The organism is Streptomyces sp. NBC_01298 (assembly GCF_035978755.1).
GTDB lineage: Bacteria > Actinomycetota > Actinomycetes > Streptomycetales > Streptomycetaceae > Streptomyces.
The window spans coordinates 4,826,698-4,841,839 of record NZ_CP108414.1 but is presented as its reverse complement, the minus strand read 5'-3'; the positions used below and the strand labels follow the sequence as shown (position 1 = coordinate 4,841,839).

General features: G+C 72.4%; 13 protein-coding genes. 4 read left to right on the top strand and 9 right to left on the bottom strand.

Annotated elements, in window-relative coordinates:
* The first annotated feature begins 64 nt into the window (after positions 1-64).
* Together OG730_RS21890 and OG730_RS21885 are read left to right on the top strand one after the other, a co-directional pair.
* A complete protein-coding gene (locus tag OG730_RS21890; RefSeq protein WP_327305834.1) occupies positions 65-3,547 on the top strand; it encodes a PAS domain-containing protein in 3,483 nt (1,160 codons plus the stop codon).
* Between the two features lie 13 nt (positions 3,548-3,560).
* On the top strand, positions 3,561-4,139 hold the full coding sequence (locus OG730_RS21885; protein WP_327305833.1) for an antibiotic biosynthesis monooxygenase: 579 nt from the start codon (positions 3,561-3,563) through the stop codon (positions 4,137-4,139).
* 20 nt (positions 4,140-4,159) lie between these two features.
* Here the strand turns inward: OG730_RS21885 and OG730_RS21880 are convergent, their stop codons facing one another.
* The 9 genes from OG730_RS21880 to OG730_RS21840 all read right to left on the bottom strand — a co-directional run bounded on the left by OG730_RS21880 (position 4,160) and on the right by OG730_RS21840 (position 13,172).
* A complete protein-coding gene (locus tag OG730_RS21880) occupies positions 4,160-5,809 on the bottom strand; it encodes a long-chain fatty acid--CoA ligase (RefSeq protein WP_327305832.1) in 1,650 nt (549 codons plus the stop codon).
* Between the two features lie 151 nt (positions 5,810-5,960).
* Positions 5,961-6,494, bottom strand: coding sequence for a SigE family RNA polymerase sigma factor (locus tag OG730_RS21875; RefSeq protein ID WP_327305831.1), 534 nt, complete (start codon positions 6,492-6,494; stop codon positions 5,961-5,963).
* 168 nt (positions 6,495-6,662) lie between these two features.
* On the bottom strand, positions 6,663-7,829 hold the full coding sequence (locus OG730_RS21870) for a lipid-transfer protein (protein ID WP_327305830.1): 1,167 nt from the start codon (positions 7,827-7,829) through the stop codon (positions 6,663-6,665).
* Positions 7,826-8,224 (bottom strand): MaoC family dehydratase, encoded by a 399-nt coding sequence (locus tag OG730_RS21865; RefSeq protein ID WP_327305829.1) that lies wholly within the window; start codon positions 8,222-8,224, stop codon positions 7,826-7,828. Before OG730_RS21865 ends, OG730_RS21870 begins: the two co-directional genes overlap by 4 nt.
* Positions 8,221-9,267: an acyl-CoA dehydrogenase family protein gene (locus OG730_RS21860; protein WP_327305828.1), complete on the bottom strand. Its 1,047-nt coding sequence runs from the start codon at positions 9,265-9,267 to the stop codon at positions 8,221-8,223. The genes OG730_RS21865 and OG730_RS21860 overlap by 4 nt, the downstream gene beginning before the upstream one ends.
* Positions 9,267-10,259 carry a bifunctional MaoC family dehydratase N-terminal/OB-fold nucleic acid binding domain-containing protein gene (locus tag OG730_RS21855; RefSeq protein ID WP_327305827.1) on the bottom strand — a complete coding sequence of 331 codons (993 nt, stop codon included), beginning with the start codon at positions 10,257-10,259 and terminating at the stop codon, positions 9,267-9,269. Before OG730_RS21855 ends, OG730_RS21860 begins: the two co-directional genes overlap by 1 nt.
* Positions 10,256-11,413: an acyl-CoA dehydrogenase family protein gene (locus OG730_RS21850; RefSeq protein ID WP_327305826.1), complete on the bottom strand. Its 1,158-nt coding sequence runs from the start codon at positions 11,411-11,413 to the stop codon at positions 10,256-10,258. Before OG730_RS21850 ends, OG730_RS21855 begins: the two co-directional genes overlap by 4 nt.
* 181 nt (positions 11,414-11,594) lie before the next feature.
* Entirely contained in the window at positions 11,595-11,906 is a 312-nt protein-coding gene (locus tag OG730_RS21845; protein ID WP_112446768.1) for a hypothetical protein, read from the bottom strand.
* An 855-nt stretch (positions 11,907-12,761) separates the two neighbouring features.
* Positions 12,762-13,172 (bottom strand): DUF6344 domain-containing protein, encoded by a 411-nt coding sequence (locus OG730_RS21840; protein ID WP_327305825.1) that lies wholly within the window; start codon positions 13,170-13,172, stop codon positions 12,762-12,764.
* Between the two features lie 341 nt (positions 13,173-13,513).
* On the opposite strand from OG730_RS21840, the gene OG730_RS21835 reads away from it, so the two are divergent.
* Positions 13,514-14,722: an FAD-dependent monooxygenase gene (locus OG730_RS21835; RefSeq protein ID WP_327305824.1), complete on the top strand. Its 1,209-nt coding sequence runs from the start codon at positions 13,514-13,516 to the stop codon at positions 14,720-14,722.
* Positions 14,723-14,823: 101 nt separating this feature from the next.
* Positions 14,824-15,114, top strand: a complete 291-nt coding sequence (locus tag OG730_RS21830) for a hypothetical protein (protein ID WP_327305823.1) — start codon at positions 14,824-14,826, stop codon at positions 15,112-15,114.
* The last annotated feature ends 28 nt before the right edge of the window (positions 15,115-15,142 follow it).

The window sequence follows — 15,142 nt, the reverse complement described above, 5'->3', positions numbered from 1 at the left end:
GAGCCCGTGCGCATAGACTCCTCCCGTGACATGCCGGTAGTTGTGGTCAGGGAGGAAGCTCGTCGTGAGCAGCAGGCCATCCCGAGGCGCTGCTCGCCTCGCAGCAATACTCGACGCTCTTCCGGACGCGCTGTTGCTCGTCAACGCCAACGGCACGGTCGTCAACGCCAATTCGATCGCCCTAGAGGTCATGGAGAGCCCCGGAACCGGGCTCGTCGGCCGGGGCGTGCTCGACCTCCTGCCCGAGTTCGACTCCAAGCTGATCCCCGGCTCCATGCGCCGGCCCGGCGAGGACGAGGGCGGACGGGCCCGCCCGAAACGGATGGTCGCCCGCCGCACCGACGGCAGCGAGTTCCCGGTCGAGGTCACCGCGGCCCATCTCGACGGCCGTGACGCCTACCGCGAGCCGCAGCCCTCGTACACCGGCGACGAGCTGCTGATGCTCGTCGTACGGGACCTCTCGCAGACGGTGGACACCGAGGCCGAGCTGGCCCGCTCCCAGCGCCAGACCGAGATGATCCTGCGCGCCGCCGCCGAGGGCGTCGTCGGCACGGACACCGACGGCAGGGTCGTGCTGGTCAATCCGGCCGCCGCCCAGATCCTCGGCTACCGCGCCACCGACCTCGGCAACCGCGAACTGCACGGGCTGGTCCAGCACTCGCGCGCCGACGGTTCGCCGTTCCCCTTCGAGGAGTCCCCGCTCGCCGACACCCTGCGCAGCGGACGCAAGCACCGGGTCCGCGGCCAGGTGCTGTGGAACAAGGCCGGGCAGCCCGTCGCCGTGGACCTGACCACCTCTCCCGTACGGGACGGGGAGCAGCTCGTCGGCGCCGTCATGACCTTCACCGACCGGCGTTCCTACGACGCGCTGGCCGCGCGCCACGCCCAGCTGCTGTCGGTCCTCGGCGACTCCCTGCGCGGACCGCTGGAGGAGCTGCGCGGCGAGCTGGCCACGCTGGCCGCCGACGACGCGGGACAGCTGTGGCCCGAGGCCAACCAGCTCCTGCACCACCTGGCCGCCGGCTACTCCCGGATGACCACGCTGGTCGACAACGTGCTCTCCTTCCAGCGCCTCGACGCGGGCGGCGAGAAGCTCGACAAGAAGAAGGTGCTGATCGACGGGGTCGTCGCGGCCGGTGTCGACGGCGCGGTCGAGCTGATCGGCCCCGGGCGGGCGCAGTTCGCCGTGCACGCCCCGACCATCGAGGCCGAGGTGGACGCGGAGCGGATCGCGACCGCCCTCGCGCACCTGGTCGCGGACGTCGCCGGAGTGGACGCCACCGGCAAGACCCGCCAGGGCAGCGGGTACGGCGACTCGACGATCGTCGTGGCCGCCGCGCAGCGCGGCGAGGTCGTACGGATCGAGGTGCGCGGCCCGTACGAGGGCGGCAACCCGGTGCACGAGCCGATCGTGCGGGGCATCGTGGAGGCGCACGGCGGTGTGCTGCAGACGGTGGAGGTACCCGGCGCTCCCGGCGGGGCGTACGTACTGGAGCTGCCGCTGGGCGCGGGAGCCGGGGCGGTCACCCTGCCCGAGCCGAAGGAGGCTCCCCCGGCCGAGCCCGGAACCGAGCCCGGAACCGAGGGCGGCCCGGGGCAGGTCTCCGGCGGCCGGCGGGCCCGGCGCGGCGTGGACGCGTTCCTCACCGACGACGCCGATGAGGCGGCCGGCGGTAAGGGAGCCGACCGCGGCACCGGCCTGGCGAAGGCGGGACAGGCGGCCGACGGCGGGAGCGCGCTCGCGCTGCCGTCCGGGCGGCGCAGGGGCGGCGAGGCCGCGGCCGTGGCACGGCCCGGCGACGGCGCTCCCGCGGAGCTCGCCCAGTCCCCCGTGAACCCGGCGGGTCTGGGTGGAAGCGGCACCGGACGGCGGCGCGGCCAGAACGGCGACGGCAGCGACGGCAACGGCAACGGCAACGGCAACAACGACTCCGGTGGCGGCAACGACCGTCCGGGCGGCCCCGGGCGGCCCGTGCCCCCGCAGGGGACCGCCGTGCCCGCGCTCCCGCCCATGCCGGTCGCTCCCGTGCCGGTGCCCCCGTTCCCCGGGCTTCCCGTTCCGCTGACGGAGCACCCCGCCGGGCGGCGGCGTGCCCTGGGCACGGCGGGACCGGCGCAGCCCGGCGGCCCGGTGCCGGCGACCGGGCTCGGGCCGACGCCCGCGCCGATGCCGGCTCCGGTGCCCTCCGCTCCGTCCTCCCCCGCTCCCGCACGGCCCATCGCCCCCGAGGGCGGCTTCGCACTGCCCGCCGGGCCGACGCCGGCTCCGCAGCCGCCGCAGGCTCCCGCCATGGCCGGCTCCGCCGAGGCCGACGCCGACGCCTCGGGCGGGCGGCGCGGGCGCCGGGTACTGGGGGCACCGCCCGTCGCGGACTCCGAGGGCGGCGAAGCCGCCGCCGGGCGGCCCGACGCGGGCGCGCAGGGCCCCGTAGGCCCCGAGACGCATCCCACCGGGCGGCGGCGTGCGCTGCCCGCCACCCCGGCCTGGCCGGTTCCGGCGGCCCGTACCGCGCCCGAGGACTCCGACGGCAGCGGGCAGATCGCCGTACCCGGAGCCCGGCAGCCGCAGGACACCCCGGCGGAGGCCACCGGGGCGCCGATCAGCGTCCGCGCGCTGGGCAGCCTCGGCCAGGGCGGCGGGTCCACCGACACCAACGGCTCCGGCCGGCGGCGCCGGCTCGCGGAGCCCGCGCCCGAGGGCCGTGCCTTCGCCATAGGAGCCCCCGAGGAGGGCTCCGCCGAGGGCCCGGAGCCGCTGGACGGGCCCGGTGGCGCAGTCGAGGTGGTCAACCGGACCGTGCCGCGTCCCGTGGACGACGAACTGCCGCCCGAGCCGCTGGACAACCCGCGCCGGCTCCTGGTGTGGCCGGCTCCGGACGCACAGACGCAGGCCGCGCTCAGCGACCGCGGCTACCGCCCGGTGATCGTGCACTCCCGCGAGGAGGTCGACGCGCAGATCGCCGCGTTCCCCGCCGCGCTGTTCGTGGACCCGCTGACCGGGCCGATCACCCGGACCGCCCTGCAGTCGCTGCGTCAGGCCGCGGTGGCCGCCGAGGTGCCCGTACTGGTCACGGCCGGGCTGGGGCACGCCACGCGCGAAGCCGCGTACGGCGCCGATCCGGCCGTCCTCCTGAAGGCGCTCGCGCCGCGCGACAGCGAGCAGCACCCTTCCCGGGTGCTGCTGATCGAGGAGCACGACGAGATCGCGACCGCGCTGACCGCCGCCCTGGAACGGCGCGGCATGCAGGTCGCGCGGGCCGACGCCGATACGGACGCCGTGGAACTGGCGACCCGGATGCGGCCGAACCTCGTGGTGATGGACCTGATGCAGGTGCGCCGCCGCCGGGCCGGGATCGTGGACTGGCTGCGCGCCAACGGGCAGTTGAACCACACCCCGCTGGTCGTCTACACGGCCACCGGGATCGAGCCGGCCGAACTGCCGCGGCTGGCCTCGGGCGAGAGCGTGCTGTTCCTCGCCGAACGGTCCACCACGGCGGACGTGCAGGGCCGCATCGTGGACCTGCTGGCCAAGATCGGCACCAACTAGTCATTCTGGCCGCATGGCCATCATCGACACGAGCGAGCAGACCGTCCCCGCCGACAACGGGGAGGTCAGCCTGCTCATCGCGCGACAGGTTGATCCTGGCCACGAGGAGAACTTCGAGGCCTGGGCCCACGGGATCCTGGAGACGGCCGCGGCCTTCCCCGACCACCTGGGGTACGGCCTGTTCCGCCCGGCCGTCGAGGGCGGGCCCTGGTTCCTGGTGCACCGGTTCCGCAACCAGGCGGCCTTCCAGCGCTGGCAGGACTCCGCCGAGCGCGCCGCCTGGTTCTCCAACTGCCTCGGGCACCACCACACCGAGATAGCCCGGCGCGAACTGCACGGCATGGAGACCTGGTTCGCGAAGCCGGGTACGGCCCGGCCCGCGCCGCCGCGGTGGAAGATGGCGATCAGCTCGGGGCTGGCCATCTTCCCGATCTCGCTCGCGGGCAACGCGCTGCTCGGGCCGTACCTGGTGAACCTGCACTTCGTGCTGCGGACGGCCGCGTTCGCCGTCGTCTTCAGCACCCTGATGACCTACGTGGCCATGCCCGCGATCAGCAAGGTGCTGCGGCCCTGGCTCACGCGCGGCCAGTAGCCCCCGGCGGGGCCGGTGGATCAGTCGAGCTTGGTGACGTCGAGGACGCCGTCCGCGTACTGCCTGCGGATCACCTTCTTGTCGAACTTGCCGACGCTCGTCTTCGGCACCGCCTCGACGATCGCCCAGCGCTCCGGCAGCTGCCACCTGGCGATCGAAAGGGCCAGGAACGCGCGCAGTCCCGCGTAGTCCACGGTGGCGCCCTCCTTCAGGACGACGGTGGCCAGCGGGCGCTCGTCCCACTTGTCGTCGGGTACGGCGACCACCGCCGCCTCGGCGACCTCGGGGTGGGCCATCAGCGCGTTCTCCAGCTCCACGCTGGAGATCCACTCCCCGCCGGACTTGATGACGTCCTTGGCGCGGTCGGTGAGGGTGAGGAAGCCGTCGGTGCTGATCACACCGACGTCGCCGGTCTTGAGCCAGCCGTCCTCGCTGAACTTGTCCTCGGGGCGGAAGGGTTCGCCGGCCGCGCCGCCGTAGTAGGCGCCCGCGATCCAGCTGCCGCGGACCTCCAGCTCGCCCGCCGACTCGCCGTCCCAGGGCAGGAGGTCACCGCCGGGGCCGACCAGACGGGCCTCGACGCCCGCGGGGAAACGGCCCTGGGTGATGCGGTACGGCCACTCCTCCTCGGGAGTCAGACCGGCCGGCGGGTGGGCCATGGTGCCCAGCGGGGAGGTCTCCGTCATCCCCCAGGCGTGGTTGAGGCGCACGCCCAGCTTGTCGTACGCCTCCATCAGGGCCGGCGGACAGGCGGCGCCGCCGATGGTGACCTGCTTCATCGAGGTCAGGTCGCGCGGGTTGGCGGTGACCTCGGCGAGCAGTCCCTGCCAGAGCGTGGGGACGGCCGCGGCGTGCGTGGGCTTCTCCCGCTCGATCATGTCGGCGAGCGGGGCCGGCTGCAGGAAGCGGTCCGGCATCAGCATGCTGATGCCGGTCATGAAGGTGGCGTGGGGCAGGCCCCAGGCGTTGACGTGGAACTGCGGGACGACGACGAGGGAGGTGTCCTTGTCGGTCAGGCCCATCGACTCGGTCATGTTGACCTGCATCGAGTGCAGGTAGATCGAGCGGTGGGAGTAGATGACGCCCTTGGGGTCCCCGGTGGTGCCGGAGGTGTAGCACATGGCCGCGGCCTGGCGCTCGTCCAGCTCGGGCCAGTCGTAGGTGTCCGGGCGGCCCGCCAGGAGCTCCTCGTACTCGTGCACGCGCACGCCGAGGCCCTCCAGGGCGGAGCGGTCGCCGATGCCCGCGACCACGACGTGCTCGATCGTCGGCAGGTGCGGCAGGAGCGGGACGAGCAGCGGCAGCAGGGTGCCGTTGACCAGGACGACCTTGTCGGCCGCGTGGTTGACGATGAAGACCAGCTGCTCGGGAGGGAGCCGCAGGTTCAGCGTGTGCAGGACGGCGCCCATGGACGGGATCGCGAAGTACGCCTCGACGTGCTCGGCGTTGTTCCACATCAAGGTCGCGACACGGTCGTCCTGCCGGACGCCCAACTCGTCGCGCAGGGCGTTGGCCAGGCGCGTGGCACGGGTCCCGATCTCGGCGAAGCTGCGGCGGTGCGGCTCGGCCTCCCCGGTCCAGGTCGTGACCTGGGACTTCCCGTGGATCGTCATCCCGTGCTGCAGTATGCGGGTGACGAGGAGTGGTACGTCCTGCATGGTGCTCAGCAAAGCGTCCTCCCGGTGAGCGCTGCGGCGCTGCGGCGGCTACGGATGCTGCGATTCTGCGCACGTACCGCTCGGTCTGTCACTACCCAAGAGTAGAAACGCGGGCGTTGTTTCACGTGAAACATCGGCCGGGAGGGGCCGGGCTCGCGTCGGCTCAGCGGACGGGAGCCAGTTCCGGGTCCTCGCGGAGCTTGACCAGTGCCCGGGAGACGGCGCTCTTGACCGTGCCCACGGAGACGCCGAGCAGTTCGGCGGTCTGGGCCTCGCTCAGGTCCTCGTAGTAGCGCAGGACGACCATCGCCCGCTGCCGGTCCGGCAGCCGGGTCACCGCGCGCCACATCGCGTCGCGCAGCGCCTGCGCCTCGGCGGGATCGGCGGCCGGCGGCTCGTCGGCCTCGGGAAGCTCGTCGCAGACGAACTCGTCGACCTTGCGCTTGCGCCACTGGCTGGTGCGGGTGTTGACCAGGGCCCGGCGGACGTACCCGTCCAGGGCGCGGTGGTCCTCGATGCGGTCCCAGGCGACGTAGGTCTTGGCCAGCGCCGTCTGGAGGAGGTCCTCGGCGTCGCAGGGGTTGGCGGTGAGCGAGCGCGCGGTGCGCATCAGGACCGTGCCGCGGGTCCGGACGTACGCCGAGAACGACGGGTACGGCGTCGGATTCGAGGCGAGCGTGCACACAGGCGTGGTCATGCCTCCACGCTAGGAGCGGAGCGGCCCCACCGGATCGGCCGCAAGTGCCGAAGCGGGATCCCCCTCAGGTTGTAGGGGCGGGGCCCGCCCCACCTCCTGAAGGTGGAGGAGGCGGGGCTTCCGCGAGGCTTCCCCGGTGCTTCACCGGTGCTTCCCAAAAGGGACGGATCAGCCGTCCGCGCCCAGGATCAGGCCGGAGGTCGGGACGCCGGTACCGGCTGTGACCAGGGCGTGGGCGGCGCCGGAGACCTGGTTGACGGAGGTGCCGCGCAACTGGCGGACCGCCTCGGCGATGCCGTTCATGCCGTGCAGGTACGCCTCCCCGAGCTGGCCTCCGTGAGTGTTCAGCGGCAGCGCGTCGGCGGCCACGAAATCGGCCGCCTCCCCCGGTGCGCAGAAGCCGAACTCCTCCAGCTGCATCAGGACGAATGGCGTGAAGTGGTCGTAGAGGATCCCGACGTCGATGTCCGAGGGCCGCAGTCCACTGGTCCGCCACAGCTGGCGGGCGACCACGTCCATCTCCGGGAGCCCGGTGAGACCGTCCCGGTAGAAGGAGGACATGGCCTCCTGCCGGCGGCCCGCGCCCTGCGCCGCCGCCGTGATCACGGCGGGTCTCTGCCGCAGGTCACGGGCCCGTTCGGCGGTGGTGACGACGATGGCCTGGCCGCCGTCCGTCTCCTGACAGCAGTCGAGCAGCCGCAGCGGCTCGACGATCCAGCGCGAGGCCGCGTGGTCGGCGAGGGTGATGGGCTTGCCGTAGAAGTAGGCGGCCGGATTGTTCGCGGCGTGCCGGCGGTCGGTGACCGCGACGTGACCGAAGGCCTCCGGGGTCAGGTTGTAGGCGTGCAGATAGCGCTGGGCCGTCATGGCCACCCAGGAGGCGGGGGTGAGCAGCCCCCAGGGCAGCGACCAGCCGAGCGCCGCGCCCTCCGCCGAGGGTTCGCGCTGCTGGACGCCGGAGCCGAAGCGGCGGCCGGAGCGTTCGTTGAAGGCGCGGTAGCAGACCACGACCTCCGCGACCCCGGTGGCCACGGCGAGCGCGGCCTGCTGGACGGTGGCGCAGGCGGCGCCGCCGCCGTAGTGGATGCGGGAGAAGAAGGAGAGGTCACCGATCCCGGCCGCCTGGGCGACGGTGATCTCGGGGCTGGTGTCCATGGTGAAGGTGACCATGCCGTCCACGTCGGCGGGGGTGAGCCCGGCGTCGTCGAGGGCCGCGTGCACGGCTTCGACGGCCAGCTTGAGCTCACTGCGGCCGGAGTCCTTGGAGAACTCGGTCGCGCCGATGCCGGCGATGGCGGCGCGGCCGCCGAGCTGGTCACGGGTGCGGACGCTCATGCGGTGCCCTCCGGGGCGGCGAGGGTGACGGTGACGGTGCCCGTGACGTGGTGGCCCACGCCGTTGGCGCCGACCACGCGGATCTCGGCCGTGTCCCCGTCGAGGGCGATGACGGTGCCGGTCAGCGTCATGGTGTCGCCGGGGTGGTTCGGGGCACCGAGGCGGATCGCGACCTTGCGCAGGACCGCGCGCGGGCCGAGGTGGTCGGTGATGTACCGGCCGACCAGGCCGTTGGTCGTCAGGATGTTCATGAAGATGTCCGGGGAGCCCTTCTCCCGCGCGAGCTCCGCGTCGTGGTGCACGTCCTGGTAGTCCCGGGAGGCGATCGCGCCCGCGACGATCAGGGTGCGGCTGACCGGTATCTCCAGCGGCGGCAGCGTGTCGCCGATGTTCATGCCTCGTCCCCCTCGGGCGTGTCTTCGGACAGGACCGCGCCCAGCTCGGCCAGCAGTTCGCTGCCGCAGCCCAGGTACGCGTCGAGCTGGCGTCCCCACAGGAAGTGCCGGTGGACGGGATGGTCGAGATCGGCGCCCATCCCGCCGTGCAGGTGCTGGCCCGCGTGGACGACCCGTTTGCCCGCTTCCGAGGCCCACCAGGCCGCCGTCAGCGCGTGCTCCCCCGCCGGCAAGCCCTCGTCCACGCGCCAGGCCGCCTCGTACGCGGTGACCCGTATCGCCTCGGTGTCCATGTAGGCGTCGGCCGCGCGGAGCATGACCCCCTGGTTGGTGGAGAGCGGCCGGCCGAACTGCTCGCGGGTGGAGGTGTACTCCACCGCGCGGGCCAGCGAGCCCGCGCAGACGCCCGCCTGGAGTCCGGCGAAGGCGGTTCGGGCGACGGCCAGTACGTCCGCGTAGGCGCCCTCCGCCCCGACCCGTTCCGCCTCGGCGCCGGTCAGCGTCAGGCCTCCGGCCGACCAGGGAGCGGTGGTCTCCACCGGCTCCGTACGCACCCCGGGCGCGTCCGTCCGTACGAGCCACAGGGCTCCCGTCCGGTCCGGGACCAGGACGTGCGTGGCCTCGCGCAGCCAGGGCACGGTGGGGGCGGTGCCACTCAGCCGGCCGTCCGGCGAGGCCGTGATCCGGCCGCGGTTCGGGAAGGCTCCGGTGGCGACCGCGTCGCCGGAGCCGAGCGCCGGGAGCAGCCGGGCACGCTGCTCGTCGGTGCCGTGCCGGGCCAGGGCGAGGATCCCGTACACGCACGTGGCGGCGTACGGGACCTGCGCGGTCGTGCGGCCCTGTTCTTCCAGCAGGAGCACCAGGCCGAGCAGGCCGACGTCCTCGACGGCGGCGGTCAGTCCGGCGGTGGTGAGGGCCTTCCACAGCTCGGCGTCGCTGCCGGTGCCCGCGGCGCCGAGGCGGTCGTGGGTGGCGAGGTCGCCGAAGATCTGGGCGGCGAGTCCGGCCGCGGCGGCCTGTTCCTCGGTGGGGTGGAAGTCCATCAGGCCTCGCTCCCCCGGAAGACGGGCAGTTCCAGTTCCTCGTCCACGCGCAGGAACTCCAGGCGCACGGGCAGCCCGATGCGGACCTTGTCGTACGGGACGCCGGTGATGTTGCTGACCATGCGGACCCCTTCGGCGAGTTCGACGAGGGCCACCGCGTAGGGCGGGTCGAAGGCGGGGAAGGGCGGGTGGTGCATGACCACGTAACTGAACACCGTGCCGGCGCCGGACGCCTCGACGCTGTCCCAGTCCGGGCCCCCGCAGGTATTGCAGCCGGGGAGCCAGGGGAAACGGAGCGTCGCACAGGCGGTGCAGCGCTGGATCAGCAGCTTGTGCTCGCGGACGCCGTCCCAGAAGCCCTGGTTGTCGCGGTTGATCACGGGGCGGGGGCGCCGGGCGGGCTGGGCGGGCTTCGCCGCCTCGGTGGCCTTCGCCGGCTCGGTGGCCCTCTTCGCCGCCGGGGCGTACTTGAGGATCCGGAAGCGGTGGGTCCCGGCGAGTTCGCCGTTCGCCCGGACGTCCATGCGCGTGGTGACGAAGTGGCCGGTGCCCAGTTTGGTCGTCTTGCGCGGCGACACCGACTCGATCACGGCGTCGAAGGTGATCGCGTCGCCGGGGCGCAGCGGTCGCAGGTACTCCTGCTCGCAGTCGGTGGCGACGACGGAGGTGCAGCCCGCGCCGTCGAGCAGCGCGAGGAGCTCGTCGTAGGCCGAGGAGCGGCCGGTGTGTCCGGAGAGCCCGCCCATCGTCCATGCCTGGAGCATCGTGGGCGGGGCGATGGCCTCCGGCCCGGTGTAGGCCGGGTTGGCATCGCCCATGGCCTCGCACCAGTGGCGGATCATCGGCTCGTTGACGGGGTCCTTGCCCCGGCCCGCGGTGGCGGCGGGCTGTCCCTCGAAGGACGCGAGGAGGGTGTGGAAGCGCGCCGCTTCCGTCTCTTCGGCTGGTGCCGCGGCTTCCGCGGCGACGTCGGTGGCGGGCCTGGCGGTCATCGCTTCCTTCCCTTCATACCGAGCCGCATCATGGCGACGATCTCCCGTTGGACCTCGCTGACGCCGCCCCCGAAGGTGTTGATCTGGGCGGCCCTGTTCATCCGCTCCAGCTCGCCGCCCGCGAAGACCTCGGGGCCCGATCCCCGGATGAGCGCCTCCTCCCCCACCACCTCCTGGCAGATCCGGTACACCTCGACGGTGGACTCGGTGCCCAGGAACTTCACGCCGCTCGCGTCGCCCGGCGCCAGGGTGCCGGCGCCGACGTCCTGGACGAGGCGCCAGTTGAGGAGGCGTACGGCGGCGAGCCGCGCGTGGGCCTCCGCGAGCCGCGACTGCACCCAGGGACGGTCGGCGGGGCGCTCACCGGTGAGCGGGTCGGGGGTGCGGGCGTGGTCGAGCGCGCCCTGGTAGAAGTCCTCGGCCTGCATGCCGATGGCGGCGAGGGCGACGCGCTCGTGGTTGAGCTGGTTGGTGATCAGTCCCCAGCCGCCGTGCTCGGGGCCGACCAGGTTGCCGGCCGGCACGCGGATGGAGTCGTAGTACGTGGCGGTCGTGGTCAGGCCGCCGACCGTGTCGATCGGGGTCCAGGCGAAGCCGGGGGCCTCGGTGGGCACCAGGATGATGGAGATGCCCTTGTGCTTGGGGGCTTCCGGGTCGGTGCGGCACGCGAGCCAGATCCAGTCGGCGTTCTGGGCGTTGGACGTGAAGATCTTCTGGCCGTCGATCAGCCAGCCCTCTTCGTCACGGACGGCCCTCGTACGCAGGGAGGCCAGGTCGGTGCCCGCCTCGGGCTCGGAGTAGCCGATGGCGAAGACGAGTTCGCCCTTGAGGATCCGGGGCAGGAAGAAATCCTTCTGCTCCTGCGTCCCGTACTTCATCAGGGTCGGGCCCACGGTGTTGAGGGTGACCATGGAGACGGGGGCGCCGGCCCGGTAGGCCTCGTCGAAGAACACGAACTGCTCGTCCGGGCCGCGGCCCTGGCCTCCGTACTCGACGGGCCAGCCGAGCCCGAGCAGTCCGTCGGCGCCTATCCGGCGCAGTAGTGCGCGCTGCTCGGCGGGGTCCGCGGGCACCCCGTCCGGCAGCAGGTTTCCGAAGTACTCCCGCAGCTCGGAGCGGAGCAGCAACTGGCCTTCGGTCGGGGCGAGGTGCACGGCGCTGGCCTCCCGGCATCACATCATCGAATGGACCTGACTGTCCGTCAGATTCCAGGTGGATGTCAAGGCCGGGGCGCTGTGACGGAGCACGTAAACGCACGGGGGCGCCCGCACTACCGGACCCCAGCCGGTCCGGTCGCGCGGGCGCCCTCAGCAGTCGGTGCGACTCAGGCCGCGGCTACCACCAGGGGTAGAAGTTCACGGCGACGTTGGAGTTGTGCTGTTCGATCGCCGTGAAGGCCGAGCCGTTGACCTGCGCGGTGTTGTTCTGGTTGGACGCGCCGGATCCGGTGGCCACCTGCTGCGAGGTGGAGGAGTTGCCGTGATTGCTGCCACCCACGCCGCTGCCGATGATGCTGGCGACGCTCGCATTCGATCCGTCGTTCGCGAAGGAGCCGTTGTCGGCCGATGCCACCCCGCCGAAGAGGGCGACGGCGAGGGGGAGAGCGGCGACGGCGGCGATGACGCGGGCGGTACGGATGCTTGCCATGTCTGTATCCTCCAGAAAACCGAAGTGGGGTTCACTCCAAGGCAGTTGGCCGACCGCCTCGGTCGTTCCGTGTGGTGACGACGTCGCGACACCAGAGTTGCCCACCGAATCCCCGGCGAACCACCCCGGAGTCCCCGATTCCCCCGCAAGCATGACCAACATCGGATAAACCCCATTCGCGCCCCCGACACCCCAGGTCAGCGTCTTGAGACCCGCTGAAACCCCTGCCGGGCAAGGGGCGAACCGTTCCGCCAAACCGGCCGGCCCCGGACATGCCGAAGAGGGCCGCGCCGTCCGGGAACCCCACCGTCTCCCGGGCCTGCGGCCCTGCGCTGCCAAGCTTCACGCCCCCCGCACGCCCCCGGCGCTCGCCGGGGCCTTCCCACTGTGCCCCGCTCCGGGGCACCTTCACGGCGCGATCCGCGGTCGCGGCCTGCTCACACCGACCGACCGGGCTCCAGCGCCTGTGCGCTGTGCTGCTCTCGCGTTCTGCTGCGTCTGTCCTGCGGTGCTCCTGCGTGCTCCTGCGTGCCGCGGCGTATCGGCGGACCTGGGTGCCGATCCGGGTAGGCGTACCGGGTGCTGTCGTGTCGTGCCTACGGGGCGCCGCGCACTGGGCCCTACTGCTTGCACCTGCGCGCACTGCGTCCTGCGGGTAAGGGGTCCTGCGTCCTGCGTCCTGCGTCCTGCGTCCTGCGTCCTGCGTCCTGCGTCCTGCGTCCTGCGTCCTGCGTCCTGCGTCCTGCGTCCTGCGTCCTGCGATCAACGGATCACACGGTCAGTGGTTCCGTGGCCAACCGTTCCCTCAGTCATCGGGTCCCGCGTCTGCGCGGTACGAGCGCTCCGTGCCGCGCACTACGCGGCGAGCGCCATCTCACGGCGGGCGGCTCCGACGCGGACCGCTGCGGCGAGCGTGGCGCTACGGACGCTCTCGTCCACTCCGTACGCGGACTCGGATCCGGAGCCGGCGGCGAGGGCGGTGGTGGAGCGGCGGACGGACGGGGTCTTGCCGTGGGCCTCGGCGCGGATGCGCTGCTTGATGGTGGGCGGGAGCGAACCACCGCGCATCATCGCCCTCCAGGTCCGCCGGGCCATGAAGGCCGGCCGGTTCACCGCGACGGCCGCGGGGGCGGCGGCGGGGGAGGAGGAGAGCGGGGTGGCGGCGGCCTGGGCGACCTTGGCGCCGAAGCCGAAGGAGGCGAGGACGGCTACGAGGGCCGCGAGGACGGTGGTCCAGATCGACGTGATGGTGCTGCGGTGAGCCATGACGGGTCCCTCTTTTCGCGATGTTCCGACGGGTGGATCTGACTACATTCGTGATGATGCGGGCGCAACCGGAACACCTCCACGACGCGCGCCGATCTTCCGACAAACACCACCCAAAGGGGCTAATCGCATAATTCCCGCCCCTTGAATCCCCCCACGGATCCCCCGCCGACCCCCCGTGGGCCCACCCCTGGAACCTTCAGCGGACCAGGGCCGGACTCCCGCCGGAGGAATGCCATCTCCCCATCTCCAGAAGGATGTTGACATTCGCTCAGCCCGCCCAGCATGCTCCACCGACGGCGCGGCGGATCTTCTTCTCATGGTCGGGGGACCAGGTTTCCATGCAGAACCGAGACGTACTGATTTCCGGCGCAGGCATCGCGGGCACCGCTTTGGCCCACTGGCTGCGCCACCACGGCTTCCGGCCCACCGTGGTCGAGCGCGCCTCCGCCCTCCGGGAGGGCGGCTACAAGATCGACATCCGGGGTGCCGCGCTCGACGTGGTCTCCCGTGCCGGGGTCCTCGACGCGGTTCGCGCCCAGCGGACCGACGTCCAGGGCGGCTCCATCGTCAACGCGACGGGCAAGCGGGTGGCGACGCTCGACGGGGACACCTTCGGCGGCCGCGCGGGCCACGACGCGGAGATCCTGCGCGGTGACCTCAACCGGATCCTCTACGACCTCACCGTCGACGGAGCCGACGGCGTCGAGTACCTCTTCGGCGACTCCATCGCCTCCGCCGCGGAGACCGCCGAGGGCATCGAGGTGGCCTTCGACAGCGGGGCGCGCCGCGTCTTCGACCTGGTCATCGGCGCCGACGGGCTGCACTCCCACACCCGGGCCCTGGTCTTCGGCCCGGAGGAGCGGTTCATCCGGGACCTCGGCTACTACGTCTCGATCTACAGCGTCCCCAACCACCTCGATCTCGACCGCTGGGAGCTGACCTACGTCTCCCCCCTGCGCACGGCCCTGACGTACAGCACGGCCAAGGACACGGGCGCGAAGGCGATGTTCTTCTTCGCCTCGGAGCCGCTGGAGTACGACCACCACGACGTCACCCAGCAGAAGAAGCTGCTCGCGGAGGCGTACGCGGGGGAGTCCTGGGAGGTGCCCCGGCTCCTCGCGGCGCTGGACGGGGCTCAGGACTTCTACTTCGACTCCCTCAGCCAGGCCCACCTCGACCACTGGTCGAAGGGCCGCACCGCCCTGGTCGGCGACGCCGCGTACTGCGCCTCGCCCGCCTCCGGACAGGGCACGAGCCTGGCCCTGGTCGGCGCCTACGTCCTGGCGGGCGAGCTCGCCGCGGCGGGCGGCGACCACACGACCGCCTTCGCGGCGTACGAGCGCGAGATGCGCCACTTCGCGGAGGAGAACCAGAAGCTCGGCCCCTCGAACATCAAGCACATGGTCATGCGGACCAAGCGCCAGATCTCCATCCAGCTGACCCTGCTCTCCCTCCTGGGCCGCCTGCCGGGCAAGGAGCGGATGATGAACAAGGTCATGGAGCCCATCCAGAAGGCCGCGAACTCCATCACCCTCAAGGACTACTGACCGGTCCGGACGGTGGGTACCCAGCCGGGCACCCACCCCTGCCGACGGCCGGCACGCCACAAATCCGCTCGCTCCTCCCTGCCCCGCCACGCAGACCGGTCATGGGAACCGACATCCACGGCTTCATCGAGTGTCGTTGGGATCGCTGGCTGGACGAGCTGGACGAGGAAGACCGCGGCTGGAGCAAGGCCGCCCACATCGCGGACCTCTACAACGGCCGTTCCTACGTCGCCTTCGAGGCGTGGGGAGTGGACTCTAGGGGCTCGTCCTGCCGACTGTGCCGCCGGGACGCCGTGCCCGACAGCGACTGGGGCGCCGTCTGGTCCGTCATGCGGACCCTGGCCGGCCTGCACGGGGACGAGGGCGTCCGCCTGGTCGTCCGGTTCGGCTGACTCCACGGCTCGCGGGTGAGGCGGAGCC